We start from the raw sequence: 18908 nt of genomic DNA on the forward strand, positions 1-18908 counted from the left end.
CACACACACTTTCCCCAGGCCGTCGCACCGTGAGGTCGGCGGCCTTTTTTCTGCGTAGAGTCGCTAACAAAACGTAGCGAGCGCCCGCCTGATGGTCGCGCAGTAGTTTTGCTAGCGGCTCTTAGGTGCCGCGCGGCTTGGCGCGATGCGTCGGTGCCGCCGTCCACGGATCGTCCGGCCACGGATGTCGCGGGTAGCGGCCCTTCAGCTCTTTCTTCACCTCGGGATAGGTGCGCTCCCAGAAACCTTTGAGGTCCTGCGTGACCTGGATAGGGCGACCCGCCGGCGAGAGCAAATGCAGCGTCACCGGTATGCGTCCGTTGGCGACGCGCGGTGTGTCGGCCAGGCCAAACAGCTCCTGCAGCTTCACCGCCAACACGGGCGGCTCGCCTTCGGCATATTCCAGCCGGCGCGACATGCCACTGGGCACGGTCAAGCTTTCCGGTACCTGCGCATCGAGCTGGCGCCGTTGCTCGTAATCGAACAGCGAGCCCAGCGCCTGCGAGAGTTCTTCGACGCTCAGCGCGTCCAGCCGGCGCTTGCCATCCAGATACGGCCCCAACCACGCTTCCAGTGACGCCAACAAGGCCACGTCCGATACATCGGGCAAGCCGAGTTCCGGCATCCAACCACGCAACGCCTGCATGCGAGCGCGCAGACGACGCGCGTTCTCACTCCACGGCAGTACATCGATGCCCTTGGCGCGAACCGCGGCCAACAACGCCGGCAATGCATCTTCCGGTTTCACCGGCACACTGCGACGTTCGAGCACGATGCCGCCAAAGCGATGCTCATCGAAGGCTTCGACCGCGTTGCGCTCATCGTTCCAGCGCAATGCACGCTCACGCCTGAACTGCGAGGGATAGTCACGCTCAAGCACGCGAAGATCGATGGGCGCCGCGGCAAGGATCAAGCTATCGCGCGCATCGAACCGCACATCCAGCGCTACCAGCCACGGCTCGCCATGCAACGCAGTGTTTTCGTGCAACCGCGCACCGCGGCCGTTGGCGAGCGTGTAGCGCAGCGGGTTGTTGTCGTCACGTCGTGCCACGCGATCGGGAAAGGCGTGCAGCAGCAGATCGCCAACAGCATGACTGTCTGGCACACCGCTCGCAGCGGATCGAAGATCCAGGCGGCGACGCCAGCCTTTGCTGGCCTGCTCGATCGCCGCGAGAGCACCGCCGTCCGCGCCGCCGCGCGCACCGGCCGTATGGCGATCACGCCAGACATGCAGCGCGCTCACGCGTGCACGGAAATCATCGGAGCGTGCCTGCTCGCCACGCAGTGGCGAACGCGCCTCCATCAGCGCGAGCAGATCAGCGACGAGGGAGCGGAGCTCTGGCTCGGCACGCAACGCAGCCGCGCCCAGTCGAGGCGCTGCACCCAATTCCAGCATCTCGCGACCTAGCGGCGTGATGCGTCCGTCGATGGCCAACGCGCCGAGCTGCACCAACAGTTCACGCGCCTGCGCCAGCGCGCCTGATGGTGGTGCATCGAGCCATGGCAGATCGTTGTCACTGCCTGCGGTGACACCCCATGCCGCGAGTTCCAGCGCGAGACCGGACAACTCGGCCTGGGCGATCTCCGCCGTGCGCGACACATCCAGGCGCTTACTCTGCGGCCACAACCGATACGCCGTTCCCTCCGCAACGCGACCCGCGCGACCCGCGCGCTGATCAGCAGACGCCTGCGAGATAGTCACCGTTTCCAGTCGCGTGAAGCCGGAGTTGGGATCGAAGCGCGGTTCACGCGCCAACCCACTATCCACCACCGCGCGAATACCCGGCAGCGTGACGCTGGATTCAGCCACATTGGTAGCCAGCACTACGCGACGTGTACCGGGCTCCGCCGGATTCAGCGCCGCCTGCTGCTCCGCCATCGAAAGTTCGCCATGCAGCGCGACGATGTCTATGTTCTCATCCAGCGACGATGCCAGTACGGCCTGCGTGCGCGCGATTTCCCTGCGCCCCGGCAGGAAGGCGAGCACGTCGCCATCATTCTCTTCCAATGCCTGTCGCACAATGCGCGCGAGGTGATGCTCCGTCGTTTCCTGCGTGCGTGCTGCCGGATACTCGATGCGCACCGGAAAACTGCGTCCCGGACTACTGATGCGCGGCGCATCCAACCATTGCGCAATGCGTTCGCCATCCAGCGTGGCCGACATCACCACCATGCGCAGTTCGGGACGCAAGGTGCCCTGCACATCCAGCGCTAACGCTGCGCCAAGATCACCAGCAAGATGACGTTCGTGGAATTCGTCGAACAGGATCGCGCCAATACCGGTGAGCTCGGGATCGTCCTGGATCAACCGAGTAAGAATGCCTTCTGTCACCACTTCGATACGCGTGGCAGGCCCGATCTTCGATTCAAAACGAATGCGATAGCCGACCGTCTTCCCCACCTCTTCACCGAACTGCTTCGCCATGAACTGCGCGGCAGCACGCGCGGCGATGCGGCGCGGTTCGAGCATGAGGATCTTGCCACCCGCCAGCCATGGTTGATCGAGCAATGCCAGCGGCACCTGCGTGGTCTTACCCGCACCCGGCGGTGCTTCGAGCACCAGGCGCGGATGTGCTGCGAGGGACGCGCTGATCTCGGGGAGCAGTGGGGTGATAGGGAAGGATGGAGGGGTGTTCATCGGGTAAATGATAACGGGCCTGCGTTGGGGACGTTGTTGGTGCTCTTGTGGTGGTGTTCCATTGGGTACACGAACACGCTGCCGCTCTGCTCCTTCTCCCCTTAGGGGAGAGGGTTGGGGTGAGCCCCGAAAAGGGGGTAAAGGTTGGGTGCTCGCCTTATCGTTTCGATGAAACCGTCATCCCGACGCAGTGCCGAGACGCTTCACGACAGCGAAGCTGGTTATTCAGTGTCGTCAGTGGTCGGCTGTCGCCTCGAGCGTGACCGCAATCGGGCCGCTTACGCAGCGGACGTTTCGATCGTCTGCCTACGCTCGAGTCACTTTTCTTTGTTGGCCCACGCACGCGCAGGAGCGCGTGCGAACGGCGAAGCCGGCCCGAAGGGCGAAGGGCAGGATGCCCGGAGTAAAGAAAAGTAACCCAAAGAAATGGCCTGACAAGCCAACGCCTGCAGCATGTCGATGGGATAAGCCCGAACGGGTGAGGCACGTTGTGGCTCGGCCACCTTTGCCTATACGACGCGAAGCTAGTCCCGTGAGACACAGCGGGTAGATCGGAGCCCTGCGCAACGCGCCGTCGCGGAGAGGACTTAAAGCGGGCTTCGCTACGCTTCCCGACCGTTGTGGACAACTCGCCACGTACTGTCGCGGTCTGTCTTCTTTGGCGTTGTGCATTGGAGCAGGAGCAACACGACCAGCTGCGACGCGATGTGCAGCTCCGCTGCACGAGCCGTTGGCTCAGCGCTTTTGACCTCCTGGCCCCCTGTGCGGCGGTGAGGGGTGGACGAAAAGGCCCGCAGGGGGATCGGCATGGATGCCGATTCCTTTTCGCCAGGGCAGGATGCCCTGTCGAAAAGCCCGTCCGCCCCTCACGTACTGGCCGGCTTCACCGGCCAGCGCCAAGTGGGGGTGCCCTTCTCTTTGGTTACTTTCTCTTGGGCATGCAAGAGAAAGTGACCCGGACTGCGGCAGCAGTTCGGAAGCCCGCCGCAGGCGAGCCAGATCACTGTATCGCGACAACTAAGTGATACCGCTACTGGATCCCTGCCTTCGCAGGGATGACGGCTAAAGATGAAACGGTAAGGCGAGCACCCACCCCTCACCCCAACCCTCTCCCCCAAGGGGAGAGGAAGCGCGAAAAGCGCAAACTACGGATGCGACGCCGCCCCACCATTACTGGCCCCAGCCGCCCCACTATCCTTCCTCAACGGCGCCAACGATTCAAACCTGCGCTGATATTCGTCGGTCACCTGCTTAGCCTCTTCACTACTGGTGATCACACGCGGCGTAATCAGCACAAGCAGCTCCGTGCGGTTGCGGCTGTGATTGGTCGTGCCAAATAGACGGCCAAGGATCGGCACACGATTCAACACAGGGATACCCGTATCGGTATTGTCCTCTTGCTGCTGAATCAAACCGCCAAGCAATACGGTCTGCCCGCTCTGCACCGCGATCTGCGTGCCCACCGCGCGTTGCTGGATGGTGAAGTTACCCTGCGAATTAGCGTTACCCGTCGTGCCACTCACCTGCTGCTGCACATTGAGGTAAACCAAGCCACCCGGATTCACGCGCGGCTGCACATCCAGAATCACACCGGTCGGGATGTAGCTGACACTGCTGGCCGTCGTGCCCGCCGTGCTAAGCCCCGTCACGATCGACGTCTGGTTGATCGGGATCTGGTCACCGACCTGGATATGCGCCACTTGGTTGTTGAGCACGACCAGCGACGGTGCCGACAGCGTCTTCGTGTTGCCGTTGGTTTCCAGTGCACGAATGGCGACCTGGAATTTGCCGTTGCTGCTCAGGAACGAATAGAAGAATGGCTCGCCACCGTATTGGTTGCCTCCTGAGCCCAACGAAATCTGGCGATGTGCGCCGGGCGGTATGTTGGTTGCGCCATTGATGTTGCCATTGCCATCAACGGTCGGTGTGCTGCCAGCCAGCCCTTGCAGATACCACTGCACACCAAACTCCAGCTGACCGGTCAGGTCCACTTCGAGAATGCGCATCTCGATCTGCACCTGCAGCGGCACATTGTCGAGGCGCTTGATGGCTTGCTGGATTTCCGCCCACTGCGACGGCCGTGCGCGGACCAACAACTGGTTGTTCGAATCCACCGAGCTGATGCGGATGGAGCCGTCTTCGGACACGTACTGCTGGCCCTGATTGCCACTGCTGCCGGCATTGTTGTTGCCGAAGGAGGACAGGCCACCCGCCGCGCCACCACTCGTGCCGCTGCTACCCACGCCACCACTCGTGCCCGTGCTACCAAAGCCACTCGTGCCGCCCGTGGTGCCGCCGGTGCCGCCGCTACCAAAGCCGCCCGCGCCACCAAAGCCGCCACCCACGCCATTCACCGAGGGCGAGCTGCCGAAGCTGCCGGCGGTGCTGCCCATGCCACTGGCGTTGCCGTTGGCATTGTCGCTGGCGCCCAAGGTGGAGCCATTGAGCCCCGGCCCGACCTTGCCTGCGTTGCCGCCGCCACCGCTGCCGTTGGTATAGATCTGGCCCAGGTATTGCGCGAGATCGGAGGCCTTGATGTTGAGCACGTCGTACACGAACAGCTCCGGCTCGTTGCCGCCGCCGCGGTCGATCTTGGTGATCCAGTCACCGACTTCCTGCAGGTACTGCGGCTGGTTGCTGATCACCACGATGGCGTTGGTGCGTTCGATCGGCAGGAAACGCACCATGCCGGCCAGCGGGGTGTCGCTCTTGGGTCCGAACATTTGATCAAGCTGCGGGCCGAGTTCGCCGACGTTGGCGTGTTGCAGGCTGAACACGCCCACGGACATGCCACGCAGCCAGTCCACGTCGAAGGTGTGGATGGTGCGCTGGTAGTTATCCAGTTCGGAGGGCGTGCCCGAGAGCACGATCACGTTGCGCGAGGGGTCCGCCAGCAGCACGGAGTCGGTGCGGGCGAAGGGCTTGAGTAGCTTTTGCATCTCGGTGGCGGAGATGTAGCGCAACGAGTACAGCCGCGCCTGCAGGCCGCCTTGCGGGGCCACGGCGTTGAGGCTGGGCACCAGGTTGCCGGCCACGGCGTCCTTGGCCGGCATCACCACGTATTGGCCCTCGCGCATCACCAGGGCATTGTTGGTCCACGACAGCAGGGTTTCCAGGATGGGAATGGCCTGGCTGCTGTCCACCGGTTCGGCGGTGGAGAAGGAGACGTTGCCCTGCACGCCCGGCACGATGGTGTAGTTCTGCTTGAGCAGGTCGCCGAGGATGGCTTTCACCACCGCCTGTACGGGTTGGTTCTCGAAGTTGAAGGTCACCGCGCCGTCGCCGCTGGCGGCTTTACGCGGTTGCGCCAGGCCAGTGGCGCGCACGAACTGGCCGGTGCCTTCGGTGACTTGGGGCTTGGGCGAGGTGGTCTGATCGGCCGGGGTGTTGCGGGTGTTCAACGGCGCGGGCACGGGCTTTTCAGTGCCGGCCAGGGCCTCGCGCTGCAGCGCGCCGTCGTCGTGGGTCGGCGGCAAGCTCTGGCAGCCGGCCAGCCACAGGGCCAGGGTGAGGGTGCTGATGCGGGTGAACCGCGAGGTGCGCTGGGTGGACATGGCTTAGTGGGCTCCCTCGGGTGTCGCGGCTTGCTGTTGGGCGCGGCGCTTCTGGATGGCGTCGCGCAACTGGCGAATGCGGTCGGCTTGCGCGTCGGCCCCGTTGGGCGACTGCAAGGCGGGGTTGGGCGTGTTGGTGGTGTTGAGCATGGGGCCGTTCTGCGGCACGGGCGCGGGGGTGACTATCGCGGCACCGGGCGCGGCGGGCGGTGGATTGCTGTCGGGCTTGGGCACGTCGATGGGCGCGCCGGCGGGCAGTTGCAGCTCGGTGCGGCCGCTGCCGGATTCGAACACGGCGGCGCGCGGCTTGAGCTCGACCAGGCGCCAGCTACCGTCGGGCAAGCTGTCGCCTTCGCGCACGCGCACGTTGTGGTCGCCGCTTTTGTCGCGCAGCAGGGCCATGTGCAGCGGTGGGGTGAGGATGATGCCGGTGAGCGACATGTCGCCCAGGCTGGCGCCGCCGGAGGCGGCGTGCATCACGGGTTTGCGGTCGTTGTTGAACAGCGGTTGCAGCCACACGGCGGAGAACTGGGCCAGCGGTACGGGCGGTGGCAAGCCTTGGTCGTGTGCGGGTGGCAGCGGCGTGGCCGGGCGTGTGGCGCCCCAGGACACGCTGCGGCCCACGCCCAGCAGCAGGGTCAGTAGCAGTGCGCCAAACAGCACGGCCACGCCCCCGAGGATCGGGGTCAGGCGGCGTTGGGCGGCGGCGTTCATGGCGCACCGCCCTGGGCATCGTCGCCGCTCGCACGCGGCTGGTGCACGTAGCCGGACAGGGTGAACTGCACTTCCAACGGGGCGGCGGCCTGTTGCATGGCGGCGACCGGGTTGCGGTAGATGCTCAGATCATCGACGAACAGGTAGGGCGTGCCCTGCTCCAGGTCGTGCAAGGTCTCGGCCAGCGGCTGCACGTCGCAACGCAGGCTGATGCTCACGGCGACTTTGCGGTAGGGCTCGTCGGGCGCAGCCGGCGGGTTGGTGACGGGCATTTTTTGGGTGACGTCGCAGGCGCCGCCCTGGGGATGCGCGGCCACGGTGTCGACCACGCGCTGCATCAGGCCAGCAGCAGCGGCGTTGGGGTCGTCTTCGGGCAGGAAGGCGTGACTGGCCGCTTGCCCTGCGCCCATCGCGGCGATGCGCTGTTGCAGTTGCGGTTTCTCGGCGATGGCGGAGGCGTAACGCGCGTGGGTGTCGCGCAGGTCGTCCATCTCGGCGTGGATGGATTGCAGCGGCGCCACGAACCACCAGTGCAGCAGGGCGAAATAGGCGATCACCAGCACGACGAGCAACAGCAGGATCGCCGCGATGCGGCTGTCGCGCGGCTTGAGCGCGGCCAGCTTCATGGCGTGCTACCAGCCGCCGCCGGCGTCGCGGGCGATGCCTTCGGTTTGCCGTCGTTGGGCTTGCGCAGCTGCGCCACCATGTAGAAGCGTTCCTTGCCGGTCGCCGGATCCACCTGGATCGTGCCCTGGAAGTTCGCATCGGTGATGACAGGCGAGCCCTTCAGCGCATCAACCAGACGCGCCGCCTGCGGGCTCTGTCCCTGAAAACCGACCTGCCCGGTGTTGTCGATGCTCAGGCGTTCCAGCCATGCCGTGGTCGGCAGGCGCTGACTGATGTCCTGCAGTACGGCCAGCGCCGATACCGTGCGCTGCTTGCGTGCGGCCAGGAAACCGGCGGCACCAGCGTTGTCCTGCAGTTGCTGCCGCAACGTTGCGACCTGCTGCGCGTCGGTGCGCATGCCTTCGACATCGGTACGCATCTGATCCAGCGCACTCTCGCGGTTGTGCAGAAACTGCAGCAGCGATAGCAACAGCAGGACAATGGCAGCGACGCCCAGCGCCAGATTCAGGCGTTGCCGCGGATGCTTACGGCGTGGTGCAAGTTCGGCAGGCAACAGGTTCGCGCCGAGGCGATCCGCACCGGATGCCACGTCCACGGCATCTACCTGCAGACCCGACGCGGCCAGTTTCGCCAGCACCGGATCCAACGTATGGCGAGGCACCACCACCAACTCCGCCGCAAAGCGGCCGGCCGGTGCCGATGCGCGTACTTCGCGCACGTCATAACGCACTTGCTCGACGCGGAACGGCGTCTGGCGATCCATCTCGAATGCACCGATCTGCGCGAGATTGTCACGCGCGGCCAGCGGCAGGTTGAGGCGGGGACGAAGCACGTTTGCTCCGTCCAGGCACAAGGCCAAACGCAGATCTTCGGCATCCACGCCACGCAACGCATCGGTCAGTGCTACCTGCTGACCTGCGGCATCGAGCTGACTGCTCCAGCGTGCCAGCACAGGCGCGGTGCCGGCCTTGCGCAGCGTCCAATCGTCATCGTCGAGTTGCAGGAGATACCAGGCCGCGCCGCCACCGAAGCGCTCGCGCCAGCGCACCGGAAACAGCGCCAGCAATTCGCCGCCCCACCACGCAAAGAAGCGAGGCATGGGCGAACTGCTCCATGCGCGACGCGCGCGGTCGAGCTGCAGTTGCAGCGGCTGCGTTGCCGTACTCATTCGCCCTCTCCCTCCTGCCAACGCAGCACGGTATACGGCAATGCGCCCGGGCGGATGCCCTGTAATCGCACCGTCGCGCGCAGGATCGCGCGCGTACCGTCAGCCAGCGTGGCCTCCGAACGGATACTATGCGTTACTCCCTGTATCGCGCCTAGGCCCGGCTGCTGCGGAGCGCCCGTACGGGAGGCAGCAATAGCTTGCGCCTGCGCCGGTGTCATGCCGGGAACGGCGGCAAGCGCCAACGGCGGCGCCACGTTCGGATCGGGCGCGGGACGCCCCGACCATAGCGTGACCTGCGACGCCACGGCTCGGTACACCTTGGGATTCATGCCCAGCACCATCTGCAATTCCTCTACGGTGCCAAACGGGCCATGCCGGGGACCGTAGTCCAGACCGGCATTGGCGTAGGCCGCGTTGGGCACCGTGCCCGCCGGTGAATAGGAAAAACTGCGCCAGTCCACGATATTGCCCGCCAGTGATTGCGCATCCATGTCGGACATGCCCGCCGCGCGGAACAAGTTCTTCAGGACGTCGGGCGAGGCGGCATTGAGATCGACCTTGCCTGTTTCACTGATGATGCTGATGCTGACTTTGGCGCCGTCGAAGGCGAACGGATAGCTGCGTCCGTCGGGAATCCAGCGCTGGTCGGTCTGCGGGTCCTGCAGGGCATAGATGGCGCGCATCAGGCCGGCCTCGGCGGCGTAGTGCGCCTGCGTCTGCGCAAACTGGTAACGCGCCTGTAATCCTTCCGTGCGCGCCAACACCGCATATCCACCCACCAGGATCGCCAGCAGCGTGCATGCCCACAGCACCACGAGCAGGGCCACGCCACGTTGGCGATGCGCGGCCGCGCTCATTGCACGGTCTTCCGTTGCAGGCCTTGCAGCAGATCGGCCGGCTGCCCCTGTATCGCCGCAGCGTCCACACGCAGCGGCGCATCGAGTTCTGGCCATGTCGAGGTGCCGTCCAACTGCAGCACAATGCGCACGATGCGCGGCATGGCGCGCACGTCGTCCCAGGCGTTGCGCCAGTCGCCCGCGCGATCTGCAGTGTCCGGCGAGCGATAACTGAAAGTGCCGTCGCGCACGTGATCAACTAGCACTTCAGGATCGCCCAACGATTTCGGTGCTGAACCATCCGGCGGCATCAGCGCAAAGCTTGCTTCCAGACGCGATGTGCCATCGCCATTGGACACCAGCTTCAATGCCTGCAACTGCGGCCCCAACCTGCCCAGATAACCGGGCAACGGCGCCACGAATCGCAGCTCGTGTGCATCGCCCTTGAAATAGATCGGATCGCCATTGTCGGTATGCGCCAACGGCACCGCACGCGCCTGCGCCAACTCGCGGCGCAAGAACTGCTGGGCCGAACGCACCTGATCCACTCGCTCGATAGCTGCCTCACCCGAGCGCACCGTATGCGTCGCCGTACGCACGCCGGAATACACGCCCACCAACAGGATGGCGAACAAGGCAAGCGCGCCCAGCACTTCAAGCAGCGTGAAGCCTTGCATGCGACGGGATGCGGCGTGCTTCACGACGTCTTCACCGGACCGAGCACACGCAACGTGCTGAAGTGCGCCGAACGCTCATGCAGGCGCGGTCCCCAGATCACATCGAGGTCTAGCTTCATCACACGCATGGGTATGTTCTGCCCGGCAGGCGCAGCGCTCCACGGCGTCACCGCCAACCGCCAACGGTAGTTGGCGTCGAAGCGTCCTTCGGTGTGGCCGGTTTGCAGTGGCGTGGTGATATCCACCGTATCCAGTAGCGAACGGGCCCACAGCGCGGCCTGACTATGATCGTCTGCGTTACGCGTTAGTTGGATGGAACCACCCGCCACTTTCAACAGCGCGGCAAAGGCAATGGCGAGCAACAGCGTCGCCGCGATCACCTCCAACAAACTAAACCCGCGCGCGCGCCTCATCGCTTCGCACTCACATCCGCCACACTCACCGCCCCGGTCAGCCACGACACATTCACCCGCCACTGCCGCCGCTCGCGCTGCAAGGTGATGTGTCCGCCGGTAGAGCTGCCGTCCGGGAAGAAACGGATACGCCCCGTGTAGCTATTGACCTGATCTTCCTTCGCGCTGGTGATACCGATGCGCATGCCCGTGGGCAAGCGCACCGCCGGGCCGTGGTCGGCCCGATAGGTGTTGTCGCGCGTGTCGACATCCAAGGTGTGTTCGTTGCCGTGCACGATGGCCTGCGTACGTACCCCACGCAGCGCCGCGGCCAGTTCGCCGCTCGCCGCGCTCACGCGTGCACTGGCCAGGCCCTGCGTGACCGACACCGCCACCGCCGCCGCTGCGATGCCGATCAGCAGGATCACCGCCAGCATTTCCAGCAAGGTGAAGCCGCGCGCCGCACGTGGAGTACGGTCGATCCTTGCGCGTGGCGGCTTCGCCGGCATCGGCTTACTGCCAGTTGCCGACGTCGGCGTTGTAGCCGTCGCCGCCAGGCTTGCCGTCCTGGCCGTAGAAGATCAGGTCGAAGCTGCCGTGGTCGCCGGGGTATTTGTAGCCAAACTCATGGCCCCAGGGATCCTTCAGCTCGGACTCTTTGGCGTACGGGCCTTGCCAGTTGCGCGCGTTGGCCGGCTTCGCCATCAGATCCTGCAGCTGTTGCGGCGGGGTGCCGTTGTCGAGCGCGTAGTTCTCGATCTTCTGGCTGAGCGTGGTGAGCTGCGCCTTGCCGGCGCCGTACTTGCCCTTGTCGACGTTCTTGCCGACCTGGGTCACCACCACCGCGCCGATGATGCCGATCAACACGATCACCGCCAGCATTTCCAGCAGGGTGAAGCCGCGTGCCGCGTGGTGACGGCCAAAAGTCTTTTGTCGCATGGGGTACCTCGTCGTCGTTCGAAGGGGGCTCTACAAGGGAACTACTGAATGTGGCTGGTGAGGTCGAGCATGGGCAGCAGGATCGCGGCCATGATGATCGCCACCAGCACCGTCATCACGATGGTGAGCGCGGGCACCAGCGCCGCCAGCAGGCGGTCGATGGCACGGCGGCTTTCCAGCTCGAAGGTGTCGGCCACCTTGAGCAGCATGGTGTCGAGCTGGCCGGCTTCTTCGCCCACCTGCACCATCTGCAAGGCCAGCCGCGGGAAGCGCTGGGATTGGGCCAGCGCGAAGGACAGCCCGGCGCCTTCCTTCACCTGCTCGGAGGCCTGCGCCAATGCGTGGTCCAAGGCTTTATTAGCGGTGACCTGACGCGCGATGCTGAGCGAGGTGAGCAAGGGCACGCCGTTCTTGAGCAAGGTGCCGAGCGTGCGCGCGATGCGTGCGGTCTGCACTTTCAATAGCAGCGGGCCGACCAAGCGCATGGTCAACAGGCGGCCGTGCCAGGCCAGCAGCGCGGCGGGATCACGCAGGCGCGCACGAGCGATAGCGACGCCCATCACGATCAGCAGCGCGATGGCCCACCACCAGGTCTGCAAGGTGCCACCCACCGCCAACACGATCTGGGTGATCAACGGGATCGGCACCTGCATGTCTTCGAAGATCGGCACGAACTGCGGCACCACGTAGGCCAGCAGCAGCAACAGCGAGCCGAGTACGCCGACCATCAGGAAGGCGGGATAGATCAGTGCGTTGATGATGCTGCCGCGCAGTTGCTGGGAGCGCTCCAGGTAGTCGGCGAGGCGGCGCAGGGTGTCTTCTAGCGAGCCACCGGCTTCGCCGGCGCGCACCAGGCTGATGTAGAGCTTGGGAAAGACGTTGTGCTCGTCGTCCAGTGCTTGCGACAAGGGCGTGCCGCCGCGCACGCGGTCGCGCACGCGCTCGATCAGTTGTTTGGCGCTGGCGCCTTCGGGCAGGTCCATCAGGATGCCCAGCGCGCGATCCAGCGGCTGGCCGGCACCGAGCAAGGTCGCCAATTGGTGGGTGAACTGGGCGAGCTGGTCGCCGGTGAACGGGCCGCGCTTGAACCAGCCGGCGATGCCGCTGCCACCGGCATCGCTGTCGGCGGCGCGCGCATCGAGCGGCGTGTGGCCTTGGTCCTGCAAGCGGCTGACCACTTCCTCGACGCTGGCCGCTTCCATCTGGCCTTGCAGGACGTCGCCGGTGGCGCTGACGGCGCGGTAGCGAAATTGGCTCATGGCCGCACCTGCGCCACGCGCATCCGCGCATCAACTTTCTTGCGTGACACGCAACACCTCCTCAAGGGTGGTGACGCCCGCGACCGCCTTGGCGATGCCATCCTCGTACATGGTGCGCATGCCTTCGCTGCGCGCGACGCGCTCGATCTCGCCGGCATCGGCACGCTGCATCACCATGCGGCGCAGCGGATCGCTCATCACCAGGAATTCCATGATGGCGCGACGACCGCGGTAGCCGCTGGGGTTGGCCGCGCTGCTGCCGGGTTTCCACAGGCGGATCGGGCGCTCGTCGGTGTATTTGTGCAGCTCGAACTGCTCGATCACTTCGGGCAGGGCTTCATACGGTGTCGCCGTTTCCGGATCGAGCCGGCGCACCAGGCGCTGCGCGAGGATGCCGTTGACGGTGGAGCCCAACAGGTAATCTTCCACGCCCATGTCGAGCAGGCGGGTGATGCCGCCGGCGGCGCTGTTGGTGTGCAAGGTGGACAGCACCAAGTGACCGGTGAGCGCGGACTGGATGGCGATGCGGCAGGTTTCCAGGTCGCGCATTTCGCCGATCATGATCACGTCCGGATCCTGGCGCACGATGGAGCGCAGGGCACCGGCAAAATCCAGCCCGATCTGCGGTTTGACCTGGATCTGGTTGATGCCTTCGATCTGGTATTCGACCGGGTCTTCGACGGTGATGATCTTGACGTCGGGCGTGTTGATCTGGGACAGCGCGGTGTACAGCGTGGTGGTTTTACCGGAACCGGTGGGGCCGGTGACCAAGAGAATGCCGTGGGGGCGGTCCAGCACGTCGACGAAGCGTTGCTGGAAGTTGTCGGTGAAACCCAAGGAGGCGAAGTCGAACACCACCGACTCGCGGTCGAGGATACGCATCACCACCGATTCGCCAAAGCTGGTCGGCACGGTGGACACGCGCAGGTCCAGCTCCTTGCCTTGCACACGCAACTGGATGCGGCCGTCCTGCGGCAGGCGGCGCTCGGCGATGTTGAGCTTGGCCATGATCTTGACGCGCGAGATCACCGCGGCGGTGGAGCTGGAGGGCGGCGCTTCCACTTCGTGCAGTACGCCGTCGATGCGGTAGCGCACTTTGAGGCGGTTTTCGAACGGCTCGATATGCACGTCGGAGGCGCGCTGCTCCACCGCGCGCTGCAAGATCAGATTGACCAGGCGAATCACCGGCGCTTCGGAGGCAAGATCGCGCAGGTGTTCCACGTCGTCTTCTACCGCGGCGCTGCCGTCGAGGTTTTCCACGATGGTGCCCATGGCGGAACGGCCCGAGCCGTAGTAGCGCTCGATCAGGCCCTCGATTTCCGAGCGCAAACCGATGCGCAGCGCGACCGGGCGGCCGGCGGCCAGTTGCATCGCTTGCAGTGGGTAGGGGTCGGCGGGGTCCGAGACGACCAGCGCCACGCCATCTTCACCCACACGCACCGGCACCACGTGCTGTTGCTTCAAGAAGCGCACGGAGACGTCGAGCTCGGCCGGCGGCATGTCCGGCGCGTCGCGCGCCGCCAACAGCGGCGTATCCAGCAACTCCGACCACGCCTCGGCCAGGTCGCGCTCGGACACCAGGCCCAACCGCGCCATCAAACCCGTCAGCGTGCCGTCGGGGGATTCTTCATGCAGGCGCCGCGCGCGTGCAAGGTCTGTATCTTTCAGCCGCCCACGGGAGACCAGCAGCGCACAAACCGCCACCTCGCGGCTTTCCGTCGCCGCACCCTCCACATTGGCCGCCGGCTTGGCGACTGCCGACATGCTTCACCCCGTTTCCAATGGTTCGACTGCTTAGGTACCGCCCCCAAACAGCACCGAAGAAGCATTGTTAACACACCCGCCAGCGAATGCGCGAGCACGGTTTCTCACCTTGGTCACCCATATGCGACCGCGTTCTCGCGCCAGCGTTCCGTACCTCGAGGGTAAAGATGCGTTGTGGCCGTCACTTGCCGATCCCAAAGAGCCGAAAAAGGGAGAATGGGCCCATACGCGATATTTTGCGGAGAGGTTCGACGGCATACCCGCCCGACCCGATTCGAGCCCCCGGAGGATCAGAAGCTCGGCCTGCTCCAGCCAGGCGCCCTCCTTAGGTTGACCGCGGCCGGCTCTTTCAAGATGAAAAGTCGAGGTCACCACCCTGACACAGGGATGGGATAGATCACCCCGGCATATCAGGTGTTAGTGCTTAAGGGCTCAAGCCATCGGCTTACCCCGACAAGCGCGAACCGGTACGCCGGTCGAAGAGCCGTGGTAGCCGTCATATGCATTCAGCCATGTCGAGCTCTTGGCCAACACAGCGACAGATGACGACAGAGCCTCTCACAAAAGCGCGCTTGGCCTGGAATCAACCAACTAAATAGGAAAAGGCGACTCTGAGATGGCCCGGTTTTTCGGACACGGCAATTAAGCACCCGTCGCCTCGCCATCCACAACCAGAGGCGTACGGTAGCCGAGCGTTTGATGCAGCCGCTTGCAGTTGTAGAAGCCCTCGATGTACTCGACGATCGCCACCCTGGCTGCCTCATGGGTGGTGAAGATCTTGCCGCGTGTTAGTTCGTTCTTGAGCGTCGATAAGAAGCTTTCGGCACACTTGAAACATGCCATTGGCTTGTTACTCCCCAATGAAGCGATTGGACGGCCATAACGGACCGGACGCCTTCGCCGTTGCCGGCCTCACCCACGTAACTCCCCAGTACTGGCGGGTGATCGAACAGATGACGAAGGTGGCTTGACTATCGGCGCATGAATATGAATTCAACAATGGCCATATAGCCATCTAAACAGCGGCTTTTTGCCTACTACTTGAGTAGGCGCCGTCCGATACTGTCGCGCATGGTTTAAACAAACTGCCTCGCATTCAACCGATCTCGCATCGGAGGACATCAAACAGCGCGGAGGTATCATCTTGAAAATTAGCACTTGCTTAAGCGAAGAACTCTGGAAAAATAGGATTCTTCTCTGTATACACGGCGACACCATGCAACTCATCGACATCGGCGCGAACCTTACCCATGAGTCGTTCCACCACGACTTCGATGCCGTGTTGCAGCGTGCAAAGGATCATGGCGTGGCCCAGCTCGTGGTGACGGGCGCGTCGCGGGATGGCAGCACGCATGCATATGCGCTCGCCCAGTCGCACCCCGGCCTGCTCTATGCAACCGCCGGCGTTCACCCGCACCATGCCATTGAGTACGACGACGCTACGGATACGCTCCTGCGCGAGCTGGTGATGCATCCGGAAGTGCGCGCCGTGGGTGAAACGGGCCTGGACTACAACCGCAATTACTCGCCACGCGATGTGCAGCTCGCCGTGTTCGAGCGACAGCTTCAGATTGCGGTGGACGTACAAAAGCCTCTATTCCTGCACCAGCGCGATGCGCACCATGACTTCGTCGCGTTGCTGCGCCGCTATCGCGACAAGGTGCCGAGGGCCGTGGTGCACTGCTTTACCGATACGGGCGAGGCGATGCGCGACTACTTGGAGCTCGATTGCCACATCGGTATCACGGGCTGGATCTGCGACGAGCGCCGCGGCATGCACCTGCGCGAGTTGGTGAAGGATATTCCAGCCAACCGGCTGATGATCGAGACGGACTCGCCGTACCTGCTGCCGCGCACCGTCAAGCCGCAACCCTCGCACCGGCGCAATGAGCCGATGTACTTGCGGCATATCTGTAACGAAATTGCGCGTGACCGTGGTGAGCCTGTGGAAGAGACTGCCGCGCACAGCACGGCGACTGCGCGCGCATTCTTTGGGCTGTCGCCGATCTGAAAGCAAAGGCCCCGCCGTAGCGGGGCCTTATTGCGTAGATCAGCGCGGTTTATTGCAATGGCGCGTTGGTGATGACTATCTCTACACGGCGATTCTTGGCGCGACCTTCCGGGGTGTCGTTACTCGCCACCGGGTGCCGTTCGCCATACCCCTGCGCGGACATGATGCGATCCGGTACGCCCTTCTTCGCCAGGTAACGAACCACTTCGTCTGCGCGGGCAGAGGAGAGTTCGACATTGGAGGGGAAGCGCGCTTTGAGTGCTTCACCAATGGGAACGTTGTCGGTAAAGGCCTCGACGGCCAGACGTTGCTTGCTCAGGGTCTCTAGCGTGGGAGCAATCTTATCCAAGATCTTTTCGCCGTTGGCGTTGAGCGCGTAGCCACCCTCCGCAAACAGAACCTGGTTGATGACGGTGACCCTCAACTCACCCTTCAGTTGCTTGATGGTGGCGTCATCGCTACCCAGCTTGGCGGAGAGCTGTTTGTTGAGCGCGGTCAACTGGGCATCGTCTGCCTGGTATTGGTTGGACTGCGCCACTTCGTTCTTGTATTTGCTCTCCGAGACGCAACCCGCCGCGACAACAATGGCGCTGGCGAGCACGGCCATCCGTATGATTTTCATGTCTTGCTCCTTCGACTTAGTAACGAACATCCATGGATATCAAAGCGGCTAAGCCTTGCTTTCCATGTGCTCAATTACCTTAGCGACAGCCACCCGATGAGTGGTGCGAATAAGCCTTAGGATTTCAGCGATTTAGCTGTACGCGTTAACCTACAACGCGTACGTCACCCGGCGCGAGACCATCCAGTGCATACGGGCCGATCCGCTCGCGAATAAGGCGTAGCGTGGGGAAGCCCACGGCCGCCGTCATGCGGCGCACCTGTCGATTGCGGCCTTCGCGCAACGTCAGGCGTAGCCAACTGGTGGGTATGAGTTTGCGAAAACGCACGGGCGGGTCACGCGGCCACAGCCAGTCGGGCTCTGCCGCATGCTCTGCCTGCGCAGGCAGCGTCAGCCCATCGTTAAGCACGACGCCACGACGAAGGGCATCGATGGCCTCGTCGGTGATCTGGTCGTCCACCTGCACCAAGTAGGTCTTCGGTTCTTTGTGCCGAGGATCAGTGAGCTTGTGCGCCAGGCGACCGTCGTCGGTCAGCAGGAGCAGACCTTCACTGTCGTGATCGAGGCGACCCGCCGGATAGACGTCTTTTTGCTTGACGAACGCAGCTAGCGTGGGGCGGCCATCCGCATCACTGAACTGGCAGAGAACGCCATAAGGTTTGTTGAGCACAATAAGCATGCAACATCCACGGCAGCCCGTTGCGGACCGCCGCTCTCCATGTATTTAGTGCGTCGGCGCCGAGGATGCAGAGGCATCCGGCTTGACGAAGCGAAGTGTCATGCGATCGGATTCACCGATGGCGAGGTACTTGGCGCGGTCCTGATCGCCGAGCGTTAACGTGGGCGGCAATGTCCACACGCCCTTGGGATAGTCCTTGGTGTCCTTGGGATTCGCATTGATCTCGCTCGAACCCTGCAACTGGAAACCCGCATCGGTAGCGAGCTTGATCACCACGTTGGTGGGCAAGTAGCCGCTCTCCTTCACCGCATTCAGGCTTGCGTTGTCGGCAGCGCGATGCTCTTCCACACCAAGCACACCACCAGGACGCAGCACGGCAAAGAACGCCTTGAACATGGCGGGTGCCGTATCGGCTTCGACCCAGTTATGTACGTTGCGGAACGTCAGCACCATGTCGGCGGAAGCAGGAGCACCGAATGAAGGCGCCTTGGGATCGAATTCTTCGATCTGGGCCTTACCGTAATGCGCGGGGTCGGCGGCGAACTTCCCCTTCAACCCGCTGAGGTCACGGCTAGCCTCACCGTCGACGGCGGGCTTGGGGGTGGCGGCAATGTAGTGCCCGTTGTCGTGCAGCAGCGGCGCAAGGATTTCCGTGTACCAGCCGCCACCCGGGGTGATTTCGACAACGGTGAGATCCGGGCGAACGCCGAAGAATTGCAGTGTTGCCTTGGGGTGGCGATATACGTCGCGTGCCTTGTGGTCCGGCGAACGCCAGTCACCCGCAACTACCTGATCGAGCTGGGACGCCGTGAAATCACTGGCGCTGGTGGGTGGCACCAGTGCGGCGGGCTGATCCTGCACCTGCGCGCTGGCTGGCGCGGAATGACCACTGCAGGCCGCCAGCAGCACGGCTGCCAGCCCCAGGAAAACACGGCTGTTCATCGAAAACCCCTAGCGAAAATCACGAAACAACACGCACAGCATAACGGGCGCAGCTTGCCGACCACTATGTATACAAACGGTGGATG

The 18908-nt window shown here is 63.8% G+C and carries 16 protein-coding genes and 1 pseudogene; 1 reads left to right on the forward strand and 16 read right to left on the reverse strand.

The window, feature by feature from the left end:
- Positions 1 to 121 precede the first annotated feature (121 nt).
- From hrpB to DyAD56_RS12570, 13 genes and pseudogenes are all read right to left on the reverse strand, one after another.
- Entirely contained in the window at positions 122 to 2638 is a 2517-nt protein-coding gene (gene hrpB / locus DyAD56_RS12505; protein ID WP_102303092.1) for an ATP-dependent helicase HrpB, read from the reverse strand.
- Positions 2639 to 3783: 1145 nt separating this feature from the next.
- Positions 3784 to 6192 carry a type II secretion system secretin GspD gene (gspD, locus tag DyAD56_RS12515; protein WP_102303094.1) on the reverse strand — a complete coding sequence of 803 codons (2409 nt, stop codon included), beginning with the start codon at positions 6190 to 6192 and terminating at the stop codon, positions 3784 to 3786.
- 3 nt (positions 6193 to 6195) lie between these two features.
- Positions 6196 to 6906: a general secretion pathway protein GspN gene (locus tag DyAD56_RS12520; RefSeq protein WP_102303095.1), complete on the reverse strand. Its 711-nt coding sequence runs from the start codon at positions 6904 to 6906 to the stop codon at positions 6196 to 6198.
- A complete protein-coding gene (gene gspM / locus DyAD56_RS12525) occupies positions 6903 to 7532 on the reverse strand; it encodes a type II secretion system protein GspM (protein WP_102303096.1) in 630 nt (209 codons plus the stop codon). The genes DyAD56_RS12520 and gspM overlap by 4 nt, the downstream gene beginning before the upstream one ends.
- Positions 7529 to 8701 carry a PilN domain-containing protein gene (locus tag DyAD56_RS12530; RefSeq protein WP_102303097.1) on the reverse strand — a complete coding sequence of 391 codons (1173 nt, stop codon included), beginning with the start codon at positions 8699 to 8701 and terminating at the stop codon, positions 7529 to 7531. Before DyAD56_RS12530 ends, gspM begins: the two co-directional genes overlap by 4 nt.
- A complete protein-coding gene (locus tag DyAD56_RS12535) occupies positions 8698 to 9558 on the reverse strand; it encodes a type II secretion system protein GspK (RefSeq protein WP_102303098.1) in 861 nt (286 codons plus the stop codon). The genes DyAD56_RS12530 and DyAD56_RS12535 overlap by 4 nt, the downstream gene beginning before the upstream one ends.
- The gene (locus DyAD56_RS12540; RefSeq protein WP_233202401.1) at positions 9555 to 10238 is read right to left on the reverse strand and encodes a prepilin-type N-terminal cleavage/methylation domain-containing protein; all 684 of its coding nucleotides are present in this window, start codon (positions 10236 to 10238) and stop codon (positions 9555 to 9557) included. Before DyAD56_RS12540 ends, DyAD56_RS12535 begins: the two co-directional genes overlap by 4 nt.
- Positions 10235 to 10627 (reverse strand): prepilin-type N-terminal cleavage/methylation domain-containing protein, encoded by a 393-nt coding sequence (locus tag DyAD56_RS12545; RefSeq protein ID WP_102303099.1) that lies wholly within the window; start codon positions 10625 to 10627, stop codon positions 10235 to 10237. The genes DyAD56_RS12540 and DyAD56_RS12545 overlap by 4 nt, the downstream gene beginning before the upstream one ends.
- Positions 10624 to 11043: a GspH/FimT family pseudopilin gene (locus DyAD56_RS12550; protein WP_233202404.1), complete on the reverse strand. Its 420-nt coding sequence runs from the start codon at positions 11041 to 11043 to the stop codon at positions 10624 to 10626. Before DyAD56_RS12550 ends, DyAD56_RS12545 begins: the two co-directional genes overlap by 4 nt.
- A 76-nt stretch (positions 11044 to 11119) precedes the next feature.
- Positions 11120 to 11545 (reverse strand): type II secretion system major pseudopilin GspG, encoded by a 426-nt coding sequence (gspG, locus tag DyAD56_RS12555; protein WP_102303101.1) that lies wholly within the window; start codon positions 11543 to 11545, stop codon positions 11120 to 11122.
- Positions 11546 to 11586: 41 nt separating this feature from the next.
- Entirely contained in the window at positions 11587 to 12804 is a 1218-nt protein-coding gene (gene gspF / locus DyAD56_RS12560; RefSeq protein ID WP_102303102.1) for a type II secretion system inner membrane protein GspF, read from the reverse strand.
- Between the two features lie 30 nt (positions 12805 to 12834).
- Positions 12835 to 14568 carry a type II secretion system ATPase GspE gene (gene gspE / locus DyAD56_RS12565; protein WP_233202402.1) on the reverse strand — a complete coding sequence of 578 codons (1734 nt, stop codon included), beginning with the start codon at positions 14566 to 14568 and terminating at the stop codon, positions 12835 to 12837.
- Positions 14569 to 15210: 642 nt separating this feature from the next.
- A pseudogene (locus DyAD56_RS12570) lies at positions 15211 to 15393 on the reverse strand (IS3 family transposase); the annotation flags it as partial.
- 391 nt (positions 15394 to 15784) lie between these two features.
- Here DyAD56_RS12570 and DyAD56_RS12575 point away from each other — a divergent pair.
- Positions 15785 to 16579 (forward strand): TatD family hydrolase, encoded by a 795-nt coding sequence (locus DyAD56_RS12575; protein WP_102303104.1) that lies wholly within the window; start codon positions 15785 to 15787, stop codon positions 16577 to 16579.
- Positions 16580 to 16628: 49 nt separating this feature from the next.
- On the opposite strand, the gene DyAD56_RS12580 is transcribed toward DyAD56_RS12575, so the two are convergent.
- The 3 genes from DyAD56_RS12580 to DyAD56_RS12590 form a co-directional block, all read right to left on the reverse strand.
- Positions 16629 to 17201, reverse strand: coding sequence for an OmpA family protein (locus DyAD56_RS12580; protein WP_102303105.1), 573 nt, complete (start codon positions 17199 to 17201; stop codon positions 16629 to 16631).
- Between the two features lie 145 nt (positions 17202 to 17346).
- Positions 17347 to 17880: a pseudouridine synthase gene (locus tag DyAD56_RS12585; protein ID WP_102303106.1), complete on the reverse strand. Its 534-nt coding sequence runs from the start codon at positions 17878 to 17880 to the stop codon at positions 17347 to 17349.
- 45 nt (positions 17881 to 17925) lie between these two features.
- Positions 17926 to 18822 carry a class I SAM-dependent methyltransferase gene (locus DyAD56_RS12590; protein ID WP_102303107.1) on the reverse strand — a complete coding sequence of 299 codons (897 nt, stop codon included), beginning with the start codon at positions 18820 to 18822 and terminating at the stop codon, positions 17926 to 17928.
- Positions 18823 to 18908 lie beyond the last annotated feature (86 nt).

It is taken from the genome of Dyella sp. AD56 (assembly GCF_002878475.1).
Lineage (GTDB): Bacteria > Pseudomonadota > Gammaproteobacteria > Xanthomonadales > Rhodanobacteraceae > Dyella.